This window comes from Sulfitobacter sp. SH24 (genome assembly GCF_965641895.1).
GTDB lineage: Bacteria > Pseudomonadota > Alphaproteobacteria > Rhodobacterales > Rhodobacteraceae > Sulfitobacter > Sulfitobacter dubius.
On the sequence record NZ_OZ282575.1, the window covers coordinates 1,600,556 to 1,620,659 of the forward strand.

General features: G+C 55.9%; 20 protein-coding genes. 15 read left to right on the forward strand and 5 right to left on the reverse strand.

Annotation, left to right across the window (positions count from 1 at the left end; all coding sequences use genetic code 11):
* The first annotated feature begins 284 nt into the window (after nt 1-284).
* From ACSQ16_RS10425 to ACSQ16_RS10470, 10 genes are all read left to right on the forward strand, one after another.
* On the forward strand, nt 285-944 hold the full coding sequence (locus tag ACSQ16_RS10425; protein ID WP_435988773.1) for a TetR/AcrR family transcriptional regulator: 660 nt from the start codon (nt 285-287) through the stop codon (nt 942-944).
* Complete coding sequence (locus ACSQ16_RS10430) at nt 941-1,363, forward strand: SRPBCC family protein (RefSeq protein WP_435988774.1); 423 nt, start codon at nt 941-943, stop codon at nt 1,361-1,363. Before ACSQ16_RS10425 ends, ACSQ16_RS10430 begins: the two co-directional genes overlap by 4 nt.
* Before the next feature lie 62 nt (nt 1,364-1,425).
* Nucleotides 1,426-1,908 carry a VOC family protein gene (locus ACSQ16_RS10435; protein WP_435988775.1) on the forward strand — a complete coding sequence of 161 codons (483 nt, stop codon included), beginning with the start codon at nt 1,426-1,428 and terminating at the stop codon, nt 1,906-1,908.
* On the forward strand, nt 1,901-2,437 hold the full coding sequence (locus tag ACSQ16_RS10440; protein ID WP_435988776.1) for a GFA family protein: 537 nt from the start codon (nt 1,901-1,903) through the stop codon (nt 2,435-2,437). The genes ACSQ16_RS10435 and ACSQ16_RS10440 overlap by 8 nt, the downstream gene beginning before the upstream one ends.
* A 244-nt stretch (nt 2,438-2,681) precedes the next feature.
* A complete protein-coding gene (locus ACSQ16_RS10445; RefSeq protein ID WP_435988777.1) occupies nt 2,682-2,960 on the forward strand; it encodes a hypothetical protein in 279 nt (92 codons plus the stop codon).
* A 71-nt stretch (nt 2,961-3,031) separates the two neighbouring features.
* A complete protein-coding gene (locus ACSQ16_RS10450; RefSeq protein WP_435988778.1) occupies nt 3,032-3,448 on the forward strand; it encodes a hypothetical protein in 417 nt (138 codons plus the stop codon).
* Between the two features lie 369 nt (nt 3,449-3,817).
* On the forward strand, nt 3,818-4,036 hold the full coding sequence (locus tag ACSQ16_RS10455) for a hypothetical protein (protein ID WP_435988779.1): 219 nt from the start codon (nt 3,818-3,820) through the stop codon (nt 4,034-4,036).
* 317 nt (nt 4,037-4,353) lie between these two features.
* Nucleotides 4,354-4,770: a CopG family transcriptional regulator gene (locus ACSQ16_RS10460; RefSeq protein WP_174861220.1), complete on the forward strand. Its 417-nt coding sequence runs from the start codon at nt 4,354-4,356 to the stop codon at nt 4,768-4,770.
* A 30-nt stretch (nt 4,771-4,800) separates the two neighbouring features.
* Nucleotides 4,801-5,874: an extracellular catalytic domain type 1 short-chain-length polyhydroxyalkanoate depolymerase gene (locus tag ACSQ16_RS10465; RefSeq protein ID WP_174861219.1), complete on the forward strand. Its 1,074-nt coding sequence runs from the start codon at nt 4,801-4,803 to the stop codon at nt 5,872-5,874.
* Nucleotide 5,875: 1 nt separating this feature from the next.
* Complete coding sequence (locus ACSQ16_RS10470; RefSeq protein WP_435988780.1) at nt 5,876-6,997, forward strand: C45 family autoproteolytic acyltransferase/hydolase; 1,122 nt, start codon at nt 5,876-5,878, stop codon at nt 6,995-6,997.
* Nucleotides 6,998-7,236: 239 nt separating this feature from the next.
* Here the strand turns inward: ACSQ16_RS10470 and ACSQ16_RS10475 are convergent, their stop codons facing one another.
* From ACSQ16_RS10475 to ACSQ16_RS10495, 5 genes are all read right to left on the reverse strand, one after another.
* Nucleotides 7,237-8,433 carry a GAF domain-containing sensor histidine kinase gene (locus tag ACSQ16_RS10475; RefSeq protein ID WP_246253605.1) on the reverse strand — a complete coding sequence of 399 codons (1,197 nt, stop codon included), beginning with the start codon at nt 8,431-8,433 and terminating at the stop codon, nt 7,237-7,239.
* A gap of 214 nt (nt 8,434-8,647) precedes the next feature.
* Entirely contained in the window at nt 8,648-8,833 is a 186-nt protein-coding gene (locus tag ACSQ16_RS10480; RefSeq protein ID WP_139226256.1) for a hypothetical protein, read from the reverse strand.
* A gap of 439 nt (nt 8,834-9,272) precedes the next feature.
* Nucleotides 9,273-10,013, reverse strand: coding sequence for an aldo/keto reductase (locus tag ACSQ16_RS10485; protein ID WP_435988795.1), 741 nt, complete (start codon nt 10,011-10,013; stop codon nt 9,273-9,275).
* 80 nt (nt 10,014-10,093) lie between these two features.
* Entirely contained in the window at nt 10,094-11,065 is a 972-nt protein-coding gene (locus ACSQ16_RS10490) for a TIGR03571 family LLM class oxidoreductase (protein WP_174861218.1), read from the reverse strand.
* Between the two features lie 63 nt (nt 11,066-11,128).
* Entirely contained in the window at nt 11,129-12,310 is a 1,182-nt protein-coding gene (locus ACSQ16_RS10495; RefSeq protein WP_174861217.1) for an MFS transporter, read from the reverse strand.
* A gap of 84 nt (nt 12,311-12,394) precedes the next feature.
* Here ACSQ16_RS10495 and ACSQ16_RS10500 point away from each other — a divergent pair, with 84 nt between their 5' ends.
* The 5 genes from ACSQ16_RS10500 to ACSQ16_RS10520 all read left to right on the forward strand — a co-directional run bounded on the left by ACSQ16_RS10500 (nt 12,395) and on the right by ACSQ16_RS10520 (nt 19,927).
* A complete protein-coding gene (locus tag ACSQ16_RS10500) occupies nt 12,395-13,291 on the forward strand; it encodes a LysR family transcriptional regulator (RefSeq protein WP_174861216.1) in 897 nt (298 codons plus the stop codon).
* 1,302 nt (nt 13,292-14,593) lie between these two features.
* Entirely contained in the window at nt 14,594-15,271 is a 678-nt protein-coding gene (locus ACSQ16_RS10505; protein ID WP_435988781.1) for a hypothetical protein, read from the forward strand.
* Nucleotides 15,268-17,418, forward strand: coding sequence for a hypothetical protein (locus ACSQ16_RS10510; RefSeq protein ID WP_435988782.1), 2,151 nt, complete (start codon nt 15,268-15,270; stop codon nt 17,416-17,418). Before ACSQ16_RS10505 ends, ACSQ16_RS10510 begins: the two co-directional genes overlap by 4 nt.
* Nucleotides 17,415-18,416 carry a TniB family NTP-binding protein gene (locus tag ACSQ16_RS10515; RefSeq protein WP_435988783.1) on the forward strand — a complete coding sequence of 334 codons (1,002 nt, stop codon included), beginning with the start codon at nt 17,415-17,417 and terminating at the stop codon, nt 18,414-18,416. The genes ACSQ16_RS10510 and ACSQ16_RS10515 overlap by 4 nt, the downstream gene beginning before the upstream one ends.
* A complete protein-coding gene (locus ACSQ16_RS10520; RefSeq protein WP_435988784.1) occupies nt 18,413-19,927 on the forward strand; it encodes a TniQ family protein in 1,515 nt (504 codons plus the stop codon). The genes ACSQ16_RS10515 and ACSQ16_RS10520 overlap by 4 nt, the downstream gene beginning before the upstream one ends.
* Nucleotides 19,928-20,104 lie beyond the last annotated feature (177 nt).

Consider the following 20,104-nt stretch of genomic DNA (forward strand, 5'->3'; position numbering starts at 1 on the left):
TGATAAGCTTTGACTGAGACTTTTCGCACTTCCCTAGCAAAACGGCTGCATTTTACGTCATGCGGTTATAAAATCGCGTTTTTGTTAAGGTTTTGGGGTATTCGCAAACCGTGTTGGTCCGCTCTGCGGGACCTTACTGCCCTTCGCCGCGATAGTTGAACAGTCTGCTTTGGCCAACGCCTAATATCATGTTTCAAGTGCGCAGGCCGCGACTTTTGACGTCGCCGCAGCGCGCCGTTCTTGAAATTGTTTCTAACATACCAACCGTATGGTATGCGTATAATATGCCAAGACCTACCAAAAAATCTCCCGAGCGCGGCGATGCGCGCACACGTTTTCTGGAAGCCGCGCGCAACGTGATCCGCCGCAAGGGGTTCGCCGCAACCTCGGTCGAAGATCTCTGCCAGTCGGCCGGTGTCACGAAGGGCGCTTTCTTCCATCACTTCAAGTCGAAGGACGCGCTTGGCGTGGCGGCAGCAAATTTCTGGGCCGCGACAACCAGCGCACTTTTTGCCAGCGCCCCTTACCATCAGCCAGACGATCCACTTGACCGGGTTCTGGCCTATCTCGATTTCCGCAAAGGGATCATCGGCGGCGAGACGTTTGAATACACCTGCCTCGTCGGCACCATGACACAGGAGGTGCATGATAGCGCGCCCGCGATCCGGGATGCCTGCGCCGCCAGCATCTTCGGCCATGCCGCCACGCTGGAGGCCGACATCAAAGCTGCGCGCAAGCAGCGTAACATCGCCGCTGACTGGACTGTCGAGAGCCTTGCTCGCCACACTCAGGCGGTCCTTCAGGGTGGGTTCATCCTCGCTAAGGCCACCGGAGACCCTGACCTCGCCCGTGAAAGCGTTGATCACCTCATTCGCTATGTGCGCGGCCTGTTCGAGGTGGAACCAGATACATCTGAAGCCAGCTACAAAGAGAGATCAACATGACCAACCAGCAAATCACCGTGGAAACGACAGTTGCCGCCTCCGTTGAAGAGGTGTGGAGCGCCTACACCACCCCGGACGACATAATGCAGTGGAATTTCGCAAACGATGATTGGTGCTGCCCGCGTGCCGAAGTGGATCTGCGCCCCGATGGCAAGCAGGTCGCCCGTATGGAGGCGAAGGACGGAAGCATGGGTTTCGACTTCGAGGGCACTTACGAAGAGATCGAGCCGCACAAGTCACTCGTGCTGGTTCTTGACGACGGCCGTAAGTCCCGCACGACATTTACCGGAAGCGGCGGAAAGACCCATGTCGTGACCACCTTCGACGCCGAGGCGCAGAACCCGATCGAGATGCAGCGCGACGGGTGGCAGGCGATCTTGAACAATTTCAATACCTACGTCGAAAGCAAGCGCGGCTGAATAATGATGGGCCCGGCCTGAAAGCTGAGCCGCCAACCACGAAAACAATGGAGGAATTTTGGATGGAACATGCCTCGAAAGTGCGGACCTGCTTTTGGTTTGAGAAAGGCGGACATGATGCCGCGCAGGAATACGTGATGTTGATGCCAGGCAGCAGGATTGAGGCCGTGCGCGAAAACGGCCAACCGGACGACCCGATGATTGTCGAGTTCTCGCTGGCAGGTGCGCCCATGATGATCTTGACCGCCGGGCCGTATCACAAGCCGACGCCCGCCGCATCGATCTCTGTCCTGACGGAGGATCAGGATGAGACGGACCGGCTCTGGGCCGCGCTGACCCCGAAAGGCGGTGAGGCAGGACGGTGTGGCTGGATTGTGGACCGCTTCGGCATGTCTTGGCAGATCGTGCCGAAGCGAATGCCGGACCTGCTGGCCCGCGAAGACCCGGGCGTGGTGAGCCGCGTGAGCGAGGCGCTGATGCAGATGGAGAAGATCGACATTGCCGCCTTTGAAGCGGCTGCCGCGAAAGTGCCAAGGCATGTGTGAGGCAACACAGATCGGTTGTGCCTGTGGCCAGACCCGCCTTGAAGTTGAGGGGATACCTATTGCAAGCGTCGAATGCTGCTGCAACTCCTGCCGCGAGGCGGCAGGGAGGATGCAGTGTCTTGAGGGCGCACCCCGGACGTTGACCGATCACGGCACGACGCCCTTCGTCATGTATCGCAAGGATCGCGTGCGTTTTCTTGCGGGGGCCGCCAACTTGGCCGGGTTCCGCCTGTCGCCCGAGGCCCCCAGCACGCGGGTGATCGCCACTTGTTGCAACACGCCTGTCTATCTGGAGTTCAAAGGCGGACACTGGCTGAGTCTCTACAGTGGACTCTGGCCGCCTGGCACAAAGCCTGAGCCCACGATGCGCACCATGGCCTCCGATCTCCCGAAGGATGCCACGCTGCCAGACGACATTCCCAACGCAAAGAAGCAGAGCCTCGGCTTCTTCGCCAAGCTCTTCGGGGCTTGGGTCGCCATGGGTTTCCGCAACCCAAAGACGCCAAACACAGGAGAGATCGATGTCTGACGCCGACGAGAAAATCGCGATTGAGATTATCACGTTCTAAGTCCTTAACAGTAAATTGAAAAATGTTCTGCGCAAGCTTTTCCTTTATTGAGCAGACTCTTAGTTTTTGCACGTGGGTGTCTGAATCTTAAGTGATCGAAATTAAACGAATTTTCGAATCTTAGAATCAGGGTTTATTGGGAGCTTAAGAAGCCTTCTCCTGTTTTTCCCTCTTGTGCTTTCTCTCCCTGTTAGATTGCGGCCGGTGCGTGCTGCGATCACCGCAACTATGTCGGACGGAGAGCGGAAGTTCGCAGCGCTCGAGACGAACGCCAGTTCGGCGAACAAAGCAAACACGTTCTTGCATGCCGTGACTCATCCTTTCCTGTCGGATGATGTCAGAAATCAACTGCGCGAAGACATCCGTAACATGTATCTCCCGAATGCCGAAGCATGGGTGCTGGAAGATGGCGGGATCACTGTCGGTTTTATTGCAACGATCGACAGAGAAATTGGCGGGCTGTTTGCTGCACCTTCTCGATAAGGCAAGGGCTTGGGCCGCCAGATGGTCGATCATGTCGTGTCGTGTCGTTGAAAGGACCACCCACGGTTGAAGTGTTTAAGGACAACAAAATCGATCTGCCGTTCTATAAACAGTATGGATTTGAGATAACCGGTGAAGGCACATTTGACGTCACCGGCGATGAAACATTCAAGATGGCTATGCCAGCCTCAAAACAATCATGTGGAAGGCACCCTAAGTCGGTGCCTTCCAAACTCGGCCTCTGCCTTTTGGAGACTTTCACATTGCTTGGGCGAGCGGCAGCAAAGTCCGTTCTGCTGACCTACACCCCGCCGAAAATGCAACGTGAGGCACCAACGATTACTTCGATGGGCTGCAACGCAGCATTGGAACATCGACTGAATGACCGGTCTGGGCCGTTCGCTTCGATCGACACCATGGGCGGAGATCGGACCTTCGCTGCGCGGGGAATAGATGTCCGCTTATCGAAGTTTCCAGAGCCTCTCTAATCCTCCACCGATGAACAGCTCAGGTGAATGGAACACTGATTATGGATGGGCGTTTTCTTGTCGTTGACCAAAAGGGGGGCAAATCCCGGCCACATTCGGGCGACCAGATCGAACAGCAGAAATAATCGGAAAAGGAGACCGACCATGCCGACAACCGTTGGAACCGAAGGCAACGCTGCCGACGTCGTGAGGAACCTGCTCATTCTGGAGCACGACGCCATCGCGGCCTATGACACGACCATTGAGTGACTCGACAACGCGGACTATCGCGAGCAGATCGAAAGCTTCTGCCGCGACCATGAGGCCCACGCCCAAGACCGTAGCCGCATTGCCGACAGCTTGGGTGTCGAGAAGCCCATGGAGGGCGACATGAAGCAGTGGCTGAAAGCCGGAAAGGTGGCGCTGGCGGATATCGCCGGGAACAGTGCAATTCTCAAGGCGATGAAGACAAATGAGGACGATACCGTCGCCGCCTACCAGCAGGCTCTCGACAATGCCGTCACCAATGCCGAGCTGCGCCCCGTGATCGAGAAGGGTCTGGCCGACGAACGACGTCACCATTCCTGGATGGAAGCTGCGGGAAGCTGAAACGCCTGCATGACGCGGCGGCGCAACTCCTGCGCCACCGCTCCTCCATTATGTCGGTAAAGAGCACGAGCGCACAGGATGGATAGTGACAGCCTGCGGCTCGGGGAACGGTGAACCACTTTGCAGCAGCTATACGTGACGATGGCGATATCTACGCTTACGGTAGTGATGCTGGGCCTCACTTCGGAGCCCTTGCAGAAGCTACCGTTGTCCCGGCGCACCAAGTGGTGCGCGACCAAGCGAACTTAACTGTCGTCCGATCTTGCAACTTGACGATTTGGCATCCATATACCATCCATAAGGATGGAGATTGAGCAATGAGCAATATTCGGCAACTGCGTGAGAAGACCCCAGACAGCGAGAAGATCACGATCAACCTTGGCTATGTGGATTTGGGACGGATCGACCTGCTGGTGCAGGAAGGTTTCTATTCGAACCGGAGCGACCTGATCCGCACAGCGATCCGCAACCAGCTTGAGAGCCATGTGGAGGTGGTGAGCAAATCGCTTGAGCGCCACACGATGGAATTGGGTCTGCGCGATTATACGGTGGCTGATCTGGAAGCGCTGAAAGCGGCCGGAGAGGTGCTGCACGTCAAAGTGGTCGGGCTGGCGCGGATTGCTTCAGATGTGACACCGGAACTGGCACGCGACACCATCGGGTCCATCACCGTGTTGGGCGCCCTACAGGCCAGCGCAGATATCAAAAAGGCACTTGCCGACCGCATCAAGTAAGATGCGCTCCCCCTGATAAGGACAAATAAGATGAAACTCTTTAACGCCGGTGCCAAGCGCCGGGCGACCCCTGACGCACGCCTGATCGCCGCCAATGATCTGGTGCAGCGCACCTTGGCACAGCATGGGCTTGCCGTGCAGGCCGGGCCCATGGATGCAGCAGACCTGCCTGCCATGGCCTCGATCAGCGATCTCTTTGCAAAGTTGGGGGCCGCCACCCCATCACCCGCGGCCTCGACACCCGAAATCCCCGCAGGCGCCAGCTTTCTCAGCGATACATTCACCTGCGCGGCAGGCAGTCGAAGTTTCCGCAGCTATATCCCAGCATCCGCGACCGAGGGCGCAAGTGGCGTCGTGGTCATGCTGCACGGCTGCACACAAACGCCCGAGGACTTTGCCGCGGGCACCGGCATGAACCAACTGGCCGAAAAACACCGCTTTATCGTGGTCTACCCGGCCCAGTCGCGGCGCAACAACACGCAGTCCTGCTGGAACTGGTTCAGCCGGGGGGATCAACGCCGCGACGCGGGTGAGCCTGCGATCCTTGCGGGGATCGCCCGCCACGTCTGTGCAGCCTACGGCATCGCGCCGGATCGCACCTTTGTCGCGGGGCTGTCGGCGGGGGCGGCGATGGCCGTGATCTTGGGAGAGACCTACCCAGACGTCTTTGCCGCCGTCGGGGTGCATTCGGGTCTGGCCTATGGGTCGGCAAAGGACGTAGCCTCTGCCTTTACGGCTATGGCAGGGCCGAGGGCGGCGCCTGTGCAGAAGACATCACATATTCCGACAATTGTCTTTCATGGCACCTCGGATGCGACCGTGCATCCATCAAATGGCGAGGCGGTGGTGCGGCAGGTTCAAGACATCGGGCCGGGTCAGACGCTTGAGACTGTCACGCAGGGCACCCATGGCGGGCGGTCCTGTTCCATCCTGCGCGCTGCGGCCGAAACGGGCACCTCAACGGTTGAGTATTGGACGGTCACCGGGCTTGGCCACGCATGGTCCGGCGGTCAGGCCGAGGGGTCTTACACGGACCCCCAAGGCCCGGACGCCAGCGCGGAAATGATCCGCTTTTTCTTTCAGCAACCCATAAAGGGCGCATGATATGACCCAGATGACACTGACTTTTGACGCCGTTGCCGAGGCCACCCCTGGCCCCAAATGGGCGGCGCGCTGGCAGCGGTCTTGGCCTGCCTATGAGGCATGGTTCACAGCCCGCGGAGGCGACCACGGCCCGTCCAGGGAAGATTGCCGGGCGGCCATGGAAAGCCATATGCCAGAACTGGTCCCGATCTACGATCGCCTGGTCTTGATTGCCGGTGGTTCGGACCGTGCCGCGCGGTTCCTGTCCACTTGGTGCCCGCCGACCTATTTGGGCGGCTGTTCGCTCGCGGCCACCTCCGATGCCGATGACGTCCGGCTGCTGCGCAACTATGACCTGTCGCCAGAGCTGAACGAGGGGCTGCTGTTGCAGACGGAATGGTCTGGCCGCGCAGTGATGGGGATGGTTGAGTTTCTCTGGGGTCTGTCTGACGGGATCAACGACGCGGGGCTCACCGTGGCGCTGGCCTATGGCGGACGGTCTGAAACCGGAGTGGGCTTTGGCGTGACTACGATTCTGCGCTACATCTTGGAAACCTGCGACAGCGTGCCAGAGGCGCTGGAGGTCTTGCAGCGCGTGCCCTCGCATATGGCGTATAATCTTGTGCTCGCGGATGCTTCGGGGCGCACGGCAAGCGTCGAACTGTCTCCCGGCGGGGGCATTCGACTGTTGCCAAAGGCCATTGCCACCAACCATCAATCCGCGCCGACCCAAGCTGACCGGCCGGGCTTTACCCGCAGCCTTGAACGCCGCGCCCATCTGGACCGGCTGCGCGTTGCACCGCGCAGGCTCAACCGCGAGTTCCTTCGCCCGCCGCTCTTGCAGGACCGCTACGCGGAGGGGTTTGGCACTTTGTTCACCGCGGAATACAACCCGCTGACCCGGAGCTTGGGGCTGACCCTGAAAGGGGAGAGATGGGACCAACATCTTGACGCTTTTGCGGAGGGGCAGCGGATCGTGGATTATGGCCCATCCACTACACGAGGCGCTGTCGCCAGCGCCATGCCAGACCAATATGCCGGGGTAGACTGGGCCCAAGCTGCGAGGATCAACTGGACCCAAGTGGTGCAGGACTACGCGGCGGGCAGGGGCCGAGAGATCGCTGCATATCTGCCCACAAGTTGACGGGGAACCGAGGGCCTGTGACGATCTACCCCTAACGACCTTGATAAACAAAATGAGAATGTTGCGTATCGGGACCGGACCTTGACTGAGACCCCGGTTAAGGTCCGGTATGGGCGGGGAGCGTTTCGGCAGGCTGCCGAGACTGTTGATGGGAGCTTGAACTGAGTTGTCCCTTAAAAACTGACGCTTCGAGTATCCGTGGCGTGTCGATGATCAGCCCCAACCAAAATTCCAGATCCTCAAGTTGTTGTCGCTTCCCGGATGGGCATCTGGAAGGTAAAGACAGTGCGGTTGTCTTCTGATGACACGTCCAGGGTGCCACCGTGCCCTTTCGCGATTTCGGAGGCGATAAAAAGTCCCAGCCCCAACCCTTCTCGGCTCGGGCGGTCTTTGCGGCGCTCGAATGGTAGGAAAAGACTGGGCAACATGTCATCGGAAATCTTCTTTCCCGAATTGGTGACCGAGAGCGAAAAGAGCTCTGCTGTCGCGGTGGACTCCACTTGGATGGGCGCACCCGAAGCCCCGTGGGTCACCGCATTCGCCAGAAGGTTCGAAAACATTTGAGATATACGAGGCACGTCACAAGCGATTGGTTCAAGGAGATCAATGTTGGTTTCGATCTTCTGGTCCGGTGCCGCTGCTTGAAGTTCTGTCACAATCTGGTGCAGAGCCGGCTTCAGGGTTGAGCTCAAGGTTTTCTCAATAACGATGCCCTCGCCTTGGCGACGGCGGGCCTGATCGAGAAGGTTTTCAATCAGACGCTCCATCCGATTGGCTGAGCCACGCATCAGGTCGACCAGCTCAATCGTCTTATCATCGATATTACGCCGCGCTATCAGACGGAGGCCAGCTTTGAGCGCGTTGACGGGATTGCGCAAATCATGGGCCAGGATGGCAATAAAACGCTCTTGTATACGGGCCAGCTCTTGTTCGTGTGCCACGGCCTCTCGGCTGGCGGTCAGTTCCTCGTCGGCATCCAGAATCTCGCCGATAATCTGCGCAAAAAGTCTGAACATCGACAGTACGCGGTCATTCTTCAGCTTACGAGGCTGCGGATCGATGGCACATAGAGTGCCGAAGAAGAATCCGTCCTGAAGATAGATTGGGACAGAGATATAGCCACGAAACCCATAGCGAGCAGGACAGTGGTGGTCGACATAGGTTTCATCGTCATGGACATCGTCGATAACGATCTCTTGATTGTATTCCCGCACTTCGTGGCAAAGGGTGCTTTCGACATCCAACTCGTCCCCGGGCATCAGTCCGAATGAAATGTGATCGATAGCACGACAAGTTACCCACCGAGATTCAGTAACTCGTGCGACTGCTGCAAATCCCATCCCGGTGGCCAACGCGACGGTTTCTAAAAGGGTAAGAATTGCGTTGCTGCGACCGACAGCGTCGATGTCGGCCCGGAAGTCATGTTGTTCTAACAAGTGCTACCTCTACTGACTTAAGTTAGGCTCGAGCCGATGTTGAACCTTAGCGCGTCGCCAACCCAAAGTCAGCCAGATTAGCGGGCGTCTTTAGAGCGCCGCAGGGGACTAAATCCGCGACGGCAAGGTTTTTCTTACCATGGTGGCGACCAGTAGGATGTATTGCCACCTGACTTCCAGACTAAACTGTTGGAATTAGATGGCGCGGGTATCGTCAGGTTGTCTTTGAAATCCTGGAAAGCCCAGCCTGCTCTTGCGACAACCGGGCTGCACGCAGCCGAGCAGTCTTTTGCAATCGTTGGCTGGTTTCTTTGCCGATGATTTCGGTTGCGGCAGCACTGGTCCGCTCGGCGATAGTCTCTCGTTTTGAGGGTTCTTGAGGGGATTTGCGAACTGTCATCCGTGTCTCTCTTTTCTCGCGCTGAAAGCATAATGGGCTGCTGTGACCTTGAGCTACGCCTTCATGATGACTTAGCCCGCGGGGGCCGAAAGGAAACGAACCGAAATGACAAGCCAAGATTGGCCGTTATAGGTCCGCACAGGCCTTGGTTCGGAATGGGGGCTGTGCGCGGGTGACTTGAGGGAGCTGAGCAGACTTTGATATCCTACGCTAAGTCGTTGGCGATTATCCATTGCACTTGCGAAAGGTCCACTTGCGAGGTCGCGGGCTAAGTGGCAGATCATCATGGATGACGACGCAAGATTTGCTATTGCTACGAATGGCGGCTTGGTTCGCCGCAGCTGCAGTATTTCGGAACCGAACCGAGCGTCAGCTCCGGGCCGAAGGCTGAAGTCGACGGGTATAGGTCCTGCAGGGTTTCTGCAGGACCAGTGACTAATCAATCCCAAACTGGTGCGAGCGTTTCCGGGCTGACTAAGCGCCCTTCGGCTGAACCAAGAGCATCAATGCTGGCGATCTCTTCTGCGCTCAACATGATATCCGCTGCACCAAGGTTGTCGGCAAGCCGGTTCTTGTTACCGGTCCTGGGCAACGCGATGCTCATCGGGCGCGTCAGGACCCAGGCCAATGCAATCTGGGCCGGGCTTGCATTATGCACGGCGGCAATCTCGCGCAACGTGGCGTTCTCCATGACCTTCCCTTGCGCCAGTGGCGAGTAAGCCTCAACGGGAATGCCCTTGCTGGCGAGGTGAGCGATCGTCCGTGTTTGGTCGATCAGCGGATGCAGCTCGATCTGGTTGGCGGCCAATGGCGTGTTCAACGCAGCCTGTGCTTGATCGACCATGTCCATGGTAAAATTCGACACGCCCCCATGGCGGACTTTCCCCGCAGAAATCAGAGCATTCAATGCGCCTATGGTGTCGGCAATCGGGACTTCCTTTGAGGGCCAGTGCAGGAGCAGCAAGTCGACATAGTCCGTCCCCAGTCGATTCAACGACGCATCGGCGGCAGCGGTGAAGGCTTCTGGCGAGAAATGCTCGGGCAGGATTTTGGTGGTGAGGAACACTTCATCGCGGCGGACATCGGCGCGGCGCAAACCTTCGCCGACTTGTTCTTCGTTTTCATAGGCCTGCGCCGTATCAATATGGCGGAACCCTTCGGAAAGAGCCGCGGCCACCATGTCGGCCACGGTATCTTGCTCAAGTTGAAAGGTGCCGAACCCCAAGGACGGAATTTGGGCGGGGCCGTTAAGGGTGATACTCATAGTGTTGTTTCCTTATTATTTTGCTCGGTGAACTCAGGGATGACGTGCTCGGCCAACTCGGCCAGAACGTCTTCGATTTCGCGCTGTGACTGGCGCAGGTTAAAGGCGATGTGGGCGACCCCTGCAGCGTGCAGGGAACGAACGTGAGTGGTTAGAGCATTGCGACCCATACGGCCCCCGAACTGGATCGGCCGGAAGGGCGCATCGGGATCAGGGTCAAGATCCAAGTGCATGGCGGTCAGGACTGGCGCGGGGCGTAGGCCAGCATCAGTGCGCGCCTGACGCCACATCGACAGGCGGCGCTCGGCCTGATCGGGAGGGCCCGGATAGGTGAACCAGCCGTCCAATGTGCGGGCGATCCATTGCAGGCTTTGCTGTCCCATCCCGGCCATGACCATCGGGATACCTTCTGGAACATAGGGGCGCACGGTGACGGGGCCTTGTGGTCCTTGCAGCGCGTCACCTGACCAGAGGGTGCGCATCTGGTCGACGCGATCGCGCAAGGTGGCTCCGCGGTCCTCATAGTCGAGCCCCATCAGAGGGTATTCCACCGGACGGTCCCCGGACGCAATGCCAAGGATAAACCGCCCGCCCGACAGATGGTGCAGGCTGGCCGTCATCTTGGCCAGGATGATCGGATCCCGCAGCGGCAGGACGATACCCGCAGTGCCAAGTGCAATGCGCCGCGTGTGGCCTGCAAGAAAGCCGAGATAGGGGAACGGATCGAAGACCTGTCCCGCATCCCCGAAGCTGGGATCGTGAACCGGCACGTCCCGCAGCCAGATCGCATCGAAACCAAGGCTTTCGGCCAGCTCTACTTCCGTGGCAGGGTTTGAGATGTCTGGCACGCCAAAGGGGCGCCCCTCGATACGGGCACGGCGTTGCCCGGCTTCAGACCAATCGCGGTCCAGCGGCAATTCAATGCCAAAAGTCATGCGGTCTTTGTAAATCAGATTGAGGGCAGACATGATACGAACCTCCAGTTCAATGATTTGCCCCGCCGCCATAAAGATACGGCAGGGCAAGTGAGGTTATTCAGCAGCAACTGCTTGGGATATTGTTGTGTTTAGGCGGCCGGACAGGCGCACCAAAACGATCCCGACCACCACCACACCAGCGGCGATGTAAGGCGCAGCGGCAAGGCCGACGCCTTCCACCACAAGTCCACCAGCCCATGCGCCGCCTGCGATACCAAGGTTGAACGCACCGATGTTCAAACCGGACGCCACATCCACCCCACCGGGGGATACTTCGCGCGCAATTTGCACGACATAGGATTGCAGAGGCGGCACGTTGGCGAAGGCAAAGCCGCCCCAGAAGGCCGCAACCGCGATGGCTGCAATTGGGTGTGTAAGGAAGGCACCAAGTGCGATCAGTGATATCGCAAGGCCAGCAAAGATCACCGTCAGGGACGGCACTGCACCAATACGGTCAGCCAGTTTACCGCCGGCGATGTTCCCTACGGCGACAGATGCACCATAGAGCAGCAGCACAAGGCTAACCGCGCCGGCAGACAGACCCGTGACTTCGTTCAGCATCGGCGCGAGGAAGGTAAAGGCGATGAAGTTGCCGCCATACCCCACAGCCGTGATCAGATAGACCAGCAGAAGGCGCGGCGAAGTCAGCACCTGCAATTGCGCCTTGATTCCTGCCGAGGCAGCTTTGGTCAGATTGGCGGGCACCAAGATGGCAGAAGCGATGAACCCAATCACGCCAAGCGCGACAACGCCAAGGAAGGTCGACTGCCAGCCGAAGTTCTGGCCGATGAAGGTCCCCAAGGGCACACCCGTCACCAGTGCGACCGTCAAACCAAGGAACACCAGTGCGATGGCCGAGCTTTCCTTTTCAGGCTCCACCAGATCGGTGGCGATCGTCGAGGCGATGGCAAAGAAAACACCGTGGGCAAGACCGGTGATAAAGCGCGCAGCGACGAGGCTGCCGTAATCCGGCGCAAAGGCGGCATAAGCATTGCCGAGCGTGAACAACGCCAGCAAGAGCAGCAACAACGTCTTGCGCGGCACTCGGTCTGCCATGGCGGTCAGCACTGGCGCGCCGATGGTCACGCCAAGCGCATAGAGGCTAACCAACAGGCCAGCAGAAGGAATCGAAACGCCAAGATCGGCGGCGATGGTGGGAAGCAAGCCAACGATAACGAACTCGGTCGTTCCGACGGCGAAAGCGCTGATGGTCAGCGCCCAAAGGGCAAGGGGCATCGCTTTTCTCCAATAAATTTGATGTCGACGCCACATATGCCAGTCGCTATCTGTTGCGATAACAGACAAGTTTGGAATAGATCATTGCAGAAACTGCACGAATTGCTGCGCATGGGGGACTTGGCTGCTTTTGTCGGGATCGTCGATGATGGGGGCTTTGCTGAATCCGCGCGGCGCAGAGGGGTGTCTGCCTCAACACTCAGCCGGTCAGTGACGCGGCTGGAAGAGCAGTTGAAAGTCACACTCCTGCGCCGGACTACGCGGTCCATCGAGATCACCCCCGAAGGCGCTGCCGTTCTGGCCGAGGCGCGCGAGATTTTGGATCGCAGCGAAGCCCTGCAAGAGATCGCAACAAGTGGACAGGCCCCCGCCGGACCACTGCGTGTGAATGCGCCTGTGCCTTACGTCCTGCATGTCCTCGCCCCGCGGCTGGCCGAGTTTCGTGCGGAATACCCCGGCATCCAGCTTTCGATCGACATGACTGATGCGCTGGTGGACCTGATCGGCAGTCACGCGGATGTTGCCATTCGATTGGGGCAGCTACCTGATAGCGACATGCTGCACCGCCCCCTGGGGCGCACGGCTTGGAAATTGGTGGCTGCGCCGGAATATCTTGATCGCAAAGGCTGGCCAAAAATACCAACCGACATCGCAAAGCTGGAGCAAGTGCGCTTCGCGGCACCAGATCACATCAACACGCTGCGCTTTACTGGTCTGCCCACCCCCGTGACGGTGCCACCCGCGGTGACCGCAGGCAATGGAGAGGCCGTGCGCCAGATGGTATTAGGCGGTCTGGGCATCGCGCGTTTTTCCGATTTCATGATCGCAAATGACATCGATGCGGGCCGATTGGTTGAGCTGTTTCCGGGCCAGCTTGACGCCGCCCCGTTGGATATCTCAGCCCTCTACCTTACCCGCGTCTCGGGGTTGCGAAGGTTGGGTGTTTTTCTGGATTGGTTGGCGACCATTAGCGAAGGCTGAGTTATTCCCACGTGCTTTCAGTATGCATAACGATGACGAGCAAAGCCTGGCCGCAAAGAGTTATTTTCAGTCAGTCTTATATCGGCATGTTTTTGGATGTCCGCTTCTTGGACGCTGCACTGCAGCGGCGCGATGCCAAACGAACGGCTGGAAAGGGCCGTTCGCGGCGGTGGTGTGACCCTCGACAACAGCTGCGAAGCTAACCTATGACAACATCAAAGGGTCACCTTGATGTGCAACGCAATTTCTGCATTTCACAATGCTAGTTCTTGTCGCCGAATCGTCACGGACCTGAAACGGCGTTCAGAGCGCAAGAGATGTTTGTTTTATCGGATAATTTGAAGCTCAAGCGCGTCAATTTCTTAAGCACCATAAATTTCCAACAAAATTTTTTGCCTTTGATTATAGGCGAAAAACTCGGAATCGAAAATTAATGTCGATTCTTTCACGTTAGATTCGACTCTTTCGCCTGATAATCTTATGATTGAGATAGTCATCGGAGAAGGCACAACTTCAGGAAACCAGGACGCTTTTAGAGCCTGGCGGGTATAGGACATCATCTGAGTTACTTAAAGTGAGGGGGCGGAAACGGGACCCTCAAACCCTAAAGCCAGACTGTGCGGTCATACGGCAATAGGTCCATCGATCAAACAATCGTCGGGCTATTGCGCGTGTCATACTTTTATTTCCATATGCGTTTTTACGCGGACTATCTGTTCGTAGTGAGCTTTATGATCGGTAGCATCCGGAACGAGTCGCTTGCGGTATCGAGTGAGCTCGATTGCACTGTTGAATTTTCCGGTTCTTATGAGGCTGGAAACCTGTTGAGATCAGAGGTCATCCAGCAGACCGCTGGAAAAAAGATAACCTACCAAAAAATCACAAAACTGAGCAAAATCAATTTGTTGACTCGAATCGGCGAGTCTGCACATTCGAATAGCGAGCAAAAGAATAGTGGCGAGCCGAAGTCGTCATTTCCGCCTAGTTAAAGCAAGCACCGCCAAGAAAAGAGGAGCAAATGATGCTGTAGATGAAACCTAAACTACAAAAGCCCAGACCTTGCAGGGTCTGAGCCTTGTATATCCTCGACGACTGTGTCGCCTTCACTAACAGGTGCTATTTAGCCCGAAGTCAGCAGTCCAGTCAAACAGAAATACTCGGTGGTTTCGTCACCGAGAGCGAAAACTCGGACTATCGGAATGATTACACAAATGAAACTGAAAGGAGCTGCTCGGTCGGTCAGTGTTTGCTTCAAATGTCGCCTCATTGGTGCTCTCCAATTTTCATGGGGAGGCAGCACAAATGATTGTAGTTGAACACCATTGCTACCAGCCGCCAAAGCCTAGTCGAGCAATGAGGCCCTTTGCTAGAAAAACCCCAAACCACTTCGTTGGTGAACTGACTTTTGGTGAGGAAAAAGGGCAGGGCCAGACCCTGGGGTTTGGCAGCAAGCTAGAGCATGATATTGCCTTGATCTCCATTTATCGACCCGGAGTGATTGATGTCTGCGAACAAGTGGAGGTCTCTTTCATTAAACCCGACGGTAAAGTGGCACGTCACTACATTGACTACATCGTGACAGAAGAAGGTCAGTTTAGAACCGCTGTCCTTGTTAAGAAAAAGTATGTTGCTGACGGCGCCAAGTTTCAGGACATCGCTGCTCGAGTTGCACTCGCCGCCATCCCGTCAGTTGCAGATAAGGTCGTTATTGCGACAGAGGACATTCTGGAGCTCAATCTGCTCATGCGTGTGGAGCAATTTCATTCTTGTAGATTTGCTCAACCCTTCTTTGATCAGCGCCTCTCAGCTGCATTGGATCAGATTGAAGGTGAAACCACTATTCGAGAATTTTTGGGCAAGTCTGGAATTGGTTATGAAGGGTTTCATGGCGTTATCCGGCTGATACGCTTTGGAAAAATCAAAGCGCTTTCACCCGGACTTCTAACGCTCTCATCGCCTATCGAACTGGGTTCAATATGAAACAGTTTGATAGCAGCACGCCGTTTCAATTGGCCGAGGGCACGCAAATCCTTTTTAAAGGTAGGGTTGGTGAAGTGTATCGCACGAACGCTGCGGGCTGCGAACTGGTTTGGGAGGAATATATTGATCTCGACACGGGCGAGATTGTATCAGCAATCTCCGATCGTCTGACCACGCAGCAAATCAGCAGGGCATTGGCGCGTGGTCAAATGAAGCTCTTGTCGTTGCCTTCTCATCTCTGTCTCCAGCCGCCTGAGCTTTCATCTGCAACTGGGCCACGTCCAGCAGAACTTGCTCGTGCGAATTGGCGAGATTGCTACATCTCAGCAGCCGAGGAGTTCATTGATGACGGGTCCCTTAAACCGTTTAGGGCAGATTTTGCCAGGAACTATGATAAGATCGCCGACCGCGGGCTTGCGATTGAGGTCGAACGACTGCGACTTACAGCCAATTCGGAGCGAGCGGGGCAGCCAGCATCTGTGAAATTCCCTCCAAAATGCGGAGAAACGATCTTCCGGTGGTGGCGGAAGGCAAAGGAAACCGTGCAGGTCCGGGGCTTCGATGCATATCGCGATTGCGGCCGGCGCGACGGCCGCTTTCCCACCGAGGTCGTCGAAATAATGGAACAGGTAGTTGGTCTTAGACTTAACGAGGAGCGTCCCTCAATTGCGGGAATCTGTAGGTCGGTCCAAGCACGGGTTCGAACCGAAAACCGGAAGCTCGCTTCAAAAGGCTCAAGCGCCGATGATCTTCCTGTGCCGGGGTATGGGTCAGTCTGGAACATGATCGCGCGTCTTGCGCCGATTGACCACAAGACCCGGACCCGGGGAATGACGGTAGCTTATCGCGATCTTCATACGTTGGGACAGGGTCTCAGGGTTGACAGAGTTCTGCAACGTGTAGAGCTTGATGAATATACTGTCGACTTGATGGTGTTCTTGCGCCTGCTCAAGTTGGACACGCTTCTGACCTCAGGAGAAAAGATTGCACTCGGACTAACTGGCGCTGCGCAAAGGTTGATCCTTTCGGCTGCAATTGATGTCTACAGCGGTGCGATCGTGGCGCTTCAAATAGCTGTGGCGGGATCGATGAATCTCACGGTCAAGACGATCGAGATGATTTACCTAGACAAACAGCCGATTGCGGACGCTGCAGGGGCTGTAAATGCATGGCCAATGCATGGGCATCCTCAGACGCTGGCCTTGGATCGCGCTGCTGTGAATTTGAGCAATGAAATGTATCTACGTCTTGCGGCAGCCGGGATTACTAATCTTGCGGTTCCAGCCGGCAAGCCGTTTCTAAAACCCTGGATCGAGAGGTTCTTTGCAACCCTTGGCGCAAAGTTTCTCCAACAGTTCACTGGCAGAACATTCTCGAATGTTGTGCTGAAGGGAGAGAACGATCCGGAAAAGCGCGCGACTCTTACGCTTGATGAATTCCTGCAATGGCTGGTTCGATGGATCGTCGATGTCCATCATACGACGAAGCCGGAAACAATTGGGCGCAGCGCACCATTGTATACATGGGAGCGAGCGGTGGCTGAGATACCACCCCTTGTCCTTAATGATGAATCACGACTACGGAAGGCGTTTGGTGATCGGCACGAGCGTATAGTGAGCCGGAAAGGCGTTACTATGTATGGCCTTCAATACATAGCTCCAGAAATCTCTGACTGGTTCCTTAACGAAGCAGAACGAAAGCTGGAGGTATGGTGGTGGCATAAACGGATAGGGAGGGTAGAAGTTCTGTTGCCGAACGGTCAATGGGTCACAGCTCATTGCAAAGATGAGCAATGGGCTGACCGTTCCTATGATGAACTAGCTATCTTTATCGCCCGGGTGGACGCTGAACATACCCGTGGAGAAGAGGAACGCGACCGTTACATTGTTGAAGCGGATGCTCGAACTGCCGAACTTTCTGGCCTCCGCGGGCTCATGCCAGTTCCCCCCTCGGGCGCTGAACGTGCAGCGCGATCGAAAGAATTCAGTCGCCACACGTTCCCGGTGAACAGTGATCTGAACCAAGCTAAGGACCTTTTCGATGATATCGTGACACCTAGTGATGGAATGGCTGCTTCGCCAACCGACAAGGCAAGCAATTCTTCAAAACCCCCGCAGAAACCCGATGCAGGAGATATCATGGAATGACCCAACAATCACATAAAGGTCAGCCTGTTGAAGCTCATTCAAAGCTTAATTTCAATGTCGATTTGAATGATCCATCCGCTTGTGTTGCATGGCTGCGCGAACGCTATATGAAAAACCAGCGGGACCAGCTCTTGGAAGAAGCCCTCCTAGCAATCCTCGATACGGACAAGCAGGGAATGTTAACTGCGAAGCCCCAACGCTTTGGGCTGGTCAAAGAGACGCGGGGGGTGCTGGTTACCGGGAACACCGGCGACGGAAAGACGGCGCTCATCCGGCGAAATTTGACGCGACAGCCGGGCATAGGCCTCACAGACGGTATCGAGCCCGGTCAGGCGCTTTACATTCGCGTTCCCGCTGAAGCTACTTTGAAAGGGGTCGCCACCGATATCCTGACGCAGACCGGTTATCACAATGTCAACTCAAAGTGGAGGACTTCAGAAGTCTGGAACATGGCTGTAAACCGTCTTGCGACGTTGGGGATCACTGTCCTCTGGATTGATGAGGCTCACCACATGCTTGAGATCAAGAAAGAAGTTGCTCCGGTCCTGCGGCGGCTCAAATCTTTGATGCAAGGGGATAGGGGCCTCGCATTGATTGTCTCTGGCATTCAGGTCCTGGATGATAAGGTCAGGACCGATGGCGAAACCGACGGACGCTTTGAACGGGTATGCCTGGGGCCAATCCGAACAGATCAGGATCGTCGGGATATAAGGCAGTTCATTGATCTTTGTTGTTCATTTGTAAAACTCGTTCCTCCATCTGATCTACACTTGGTCGAACGGCTGGAATTCGCAACCCGTGGAAGCATGGGGCGGTCGATTGAGTTTAGCCATGCAGCAATGGGCAGGGCACTCCGGCGCGGCGATGGTCAGCTGAGGTTGGATGATTTCCGACGTAGTTATGATTTGAAACGCGGATTCAGTGATGATGGTCCGTTTGACCCCGAGGCGTGGCCGGAACTGAAAGACATCCTTGAAAAGAAGGGATGGTCGGTATGAACAAACAGCTGCATCCACACCTTGCCTACGACGATGACGAAACGGCTGATTCCTACATCCGGAGGCTTGCCCAATTCCATACCGGTCGTGATGGCCCCAGTCTGCTTGCAGACCTGGGTATCACGCAAGGCGACTTTTCAACTGGTGCAGACGGCGCTTTGTCGAAGCTGTCAGAAACCACAGGGATCTCCCCTCTTAGGTTAAAAGCTGGTTGGATTCGAAGGGTCGCGAGATACCGCGAACTTCGTGGGGATCCCTGCAGTATCGATTTCATTCGACCAGAGGGTGCTTTTGTTTGTCCGGAATGCTTACAAGAAGATGCAATGGAAGGGCGTATTTGGTTGGTCAAAGGACAGCTCTCGTGGAGATTGCGCCCGGTGCAGTGCTGCGCACGCCACCATTCTCGACTGGTAGAACCATCGTTCCTACACAACGATGGGGAACCGGCATCTGTATTCACGTCGCTTTCCCGGATCGCCCAATTAAAGGCGGAGCCACAAGTGCCGACAGCTCTAGAATTGAGCGTCGTAGCTCGGCTTTCTGGTAGGCCATCTGACGCTGGAGAATGGTTGGATAGTCAGACTTTAGAGCAGGGTGTGAAAGCGTGTGAAATGATTGGCGCGACGCTTTTGCATGGGTTGACCTTTTCTCACAGAGCTTTGTCTTCGGAGGACTGGAGGGAGGCGGGTGCCTATGGGTTTGGAATTGCCCGCGAAGGCGTTAAAGCCGTGATGGAAGCGTTGTCAAGGATCGCGGATATGTCGACGACAACAGCGGGGCAGGCAGGTCCTAAAGCCGTCTATGGCCGTCTTTATGAATGGCTAGCGTATACCTCCCCCGTGCCGGAATTCGGTCCCATAAGGGGACTGTTGCGCGAGAATATCTTGAACACAATCGTCATCGAGCCCGATGCTGTGCTACTAGGTGAACGGGTTGAAAGCCGCCGGTTGCATTCGGTTTATAGCCTCTCGATCAAAACTGGCCTTCATTTGCAGCGTTTGCGGAAGATTCTAGTGCGGTCTGGTCTCGCCGATGAGGACAGTTGGGAATTGGCTGCACATCGGCTTGTATTTCCTGTGGAAGAGGCGGAACAGCTCTGCCGTGATATCATCGACAGTGTGTCGCTACACCAGTTGCCGGAAGCAATCGGCTGCTCGAGAACGCAAGCCGGAAGTCTGTATAGGGAAAAGGTTATAAGCCCTATGATTGAAGCTGATGCATCATTAGGCATCGGAATGCTGGCATTTTCTCGCAGAGATTTGGAATCCTTCTTAGACCAGATTGATAGATTGCCGTTTCTGCATACCAGTAACCCGGACCAGGTCGACCTTACCAAGGCGGCAAAAATGACTGGAAGGAGCACCGGCTATATTATTTCTCGCATACTTTCCGGGAACCTCAAAGCCTATCGAGTAGGAAGCGTTGCCGCTGTTAATGGCATCAGATTTGTTGCGTCAAATTTAGATCATATTCGCTCGCGAAAGCCACCTGTGATCGCCGGCCAGCAGTAAGGAGCTCATAGATTCTATCTTGTAAAATTATCCGCTTCGGCGGATTATTTTTTTGCCAGATGCCTAAAGTAGTATTTCGGACAACCTTTGCCCCGAAAGTGGATAATCTTTGATAGCAGGATGTCATAATGGCATTGATAGTAAAGGATTATTTAAAGCTTATAGGAGGAACTATGG

Bases quoted from the DNA above. Each gene is read 5' to 3' on its own strand.
- ACSQ16_RS10425 (WP_435988773.1), top strand. From the start codon at position 285: ATGCCAAGACCTACCAAAAAATCTCCCGAGCGCGGCGATGCGCGCACA.
- ACSQ16_RS10430 (WP_435988774.1), top strand. From the start codon at position 941: ATGACCAACCAGCAAATCACCGTGGAAACGACAGTTGCCGCCTCCGTT.
- ACSQ16_RS10435 (WP_435988775.1), top strand. From the start codon at position 1,426: ATGGAACATGCCTCGAAAGTGCGGACCTGCTTTTGGTTTGAGAAAGGC.
- ACSQ16_RS10440 (WP_435988776.1), top strand. From the start codon at position 1,901: ATGTGTGAGGCAACACAGATCGGTTGTGCCTGTGGCCAGACCCGCCTT.
- ACSQ16_RS10455 (WP_435988779.1), top strand. From the start codon at position 3,818: ATGAAGCAGTGGCTGAAAGCCGGAAAGGTGGCGCTGGCGGATATCGCC.
- ACSQ16_RS10460 (WP_174861220.1), top strand. From the start codon at position 4,354: ATGAGCAATATTCGGCAACTGCGTGAGAAGACCCCAGACAGCGAGAAG.
- ACSQ16_RS10465 (WP_174861219.1), top strand. From the start codon at position 4,801: ATGAAACTCTTTAACGCCGGTGCCAAGCGCCGGGCGACCCCTGACGCA.
- ACSQ16_RS10470 (WP_435988780.1), top strand. From the start codon at position 5,876: ATGACCCAGATGACACTGACTTTTGACGCCGTTGCCGAGGCCACCCCT.
- ACSQ16_RS10480 (WP_139226256.1), bottom strand. From the start codon at position 8,833: ATGACAGTTCGCAAATCCCCTCAAGAACCCTCAAAACGAGAGACTATC.
- ACSQ16_RS10485 (WP_435988795.1), bottom strand. From the start codon at position 10,013: ATGGTGGCCGCGGCTCTTTCCGAAGGGTTCCGCCATATTGATACGGCG.
- ACSQ16_RS10490 (WP_174861218.1), bottom strand. From the start codon at position 11,065: ATGTCTGCCCTCAATCTGATTTACAAAGACCGCATGACTTTTGGCATT.
- ACSQ16_RS10495 (WP_174861217.1), bottom strand. From the start codon at position 12,310: ATGCCCCTTGCCCTTTGGGCGCTGACCATCAGCGCTTTCGCCGTCGGA.
- ACSQ16_RS10505 (WP_435988781.1), top strand. From the start codon at position 14,594: ATGATTGTAGTTGAACACCATTGCTACCAGCCGCCAAAGCCTAGTCGA.
- ACSQ16_RS10510 (WP_435988782.1), top strand. From the start codon at position 15,268: ATGAAACAGTTTGATAGCAGCACGCCGTTTCAATTGGCCGAGGGCACG.
- ACSQ16_RS10515 (WP_435988783.1), top strand. From the start codon at position 17,415: ATGACCCAACAATCACATAAAGGTCAGCCTGTTGAAGCTCATTCAAAG.
- ACSQ16_RS10520 (WP_435988784.1), top strand. From the start codon at position 18,413: ATGAACAAACAGCTGCATCCACACCTTGCCTACGACGATGACGAAACG.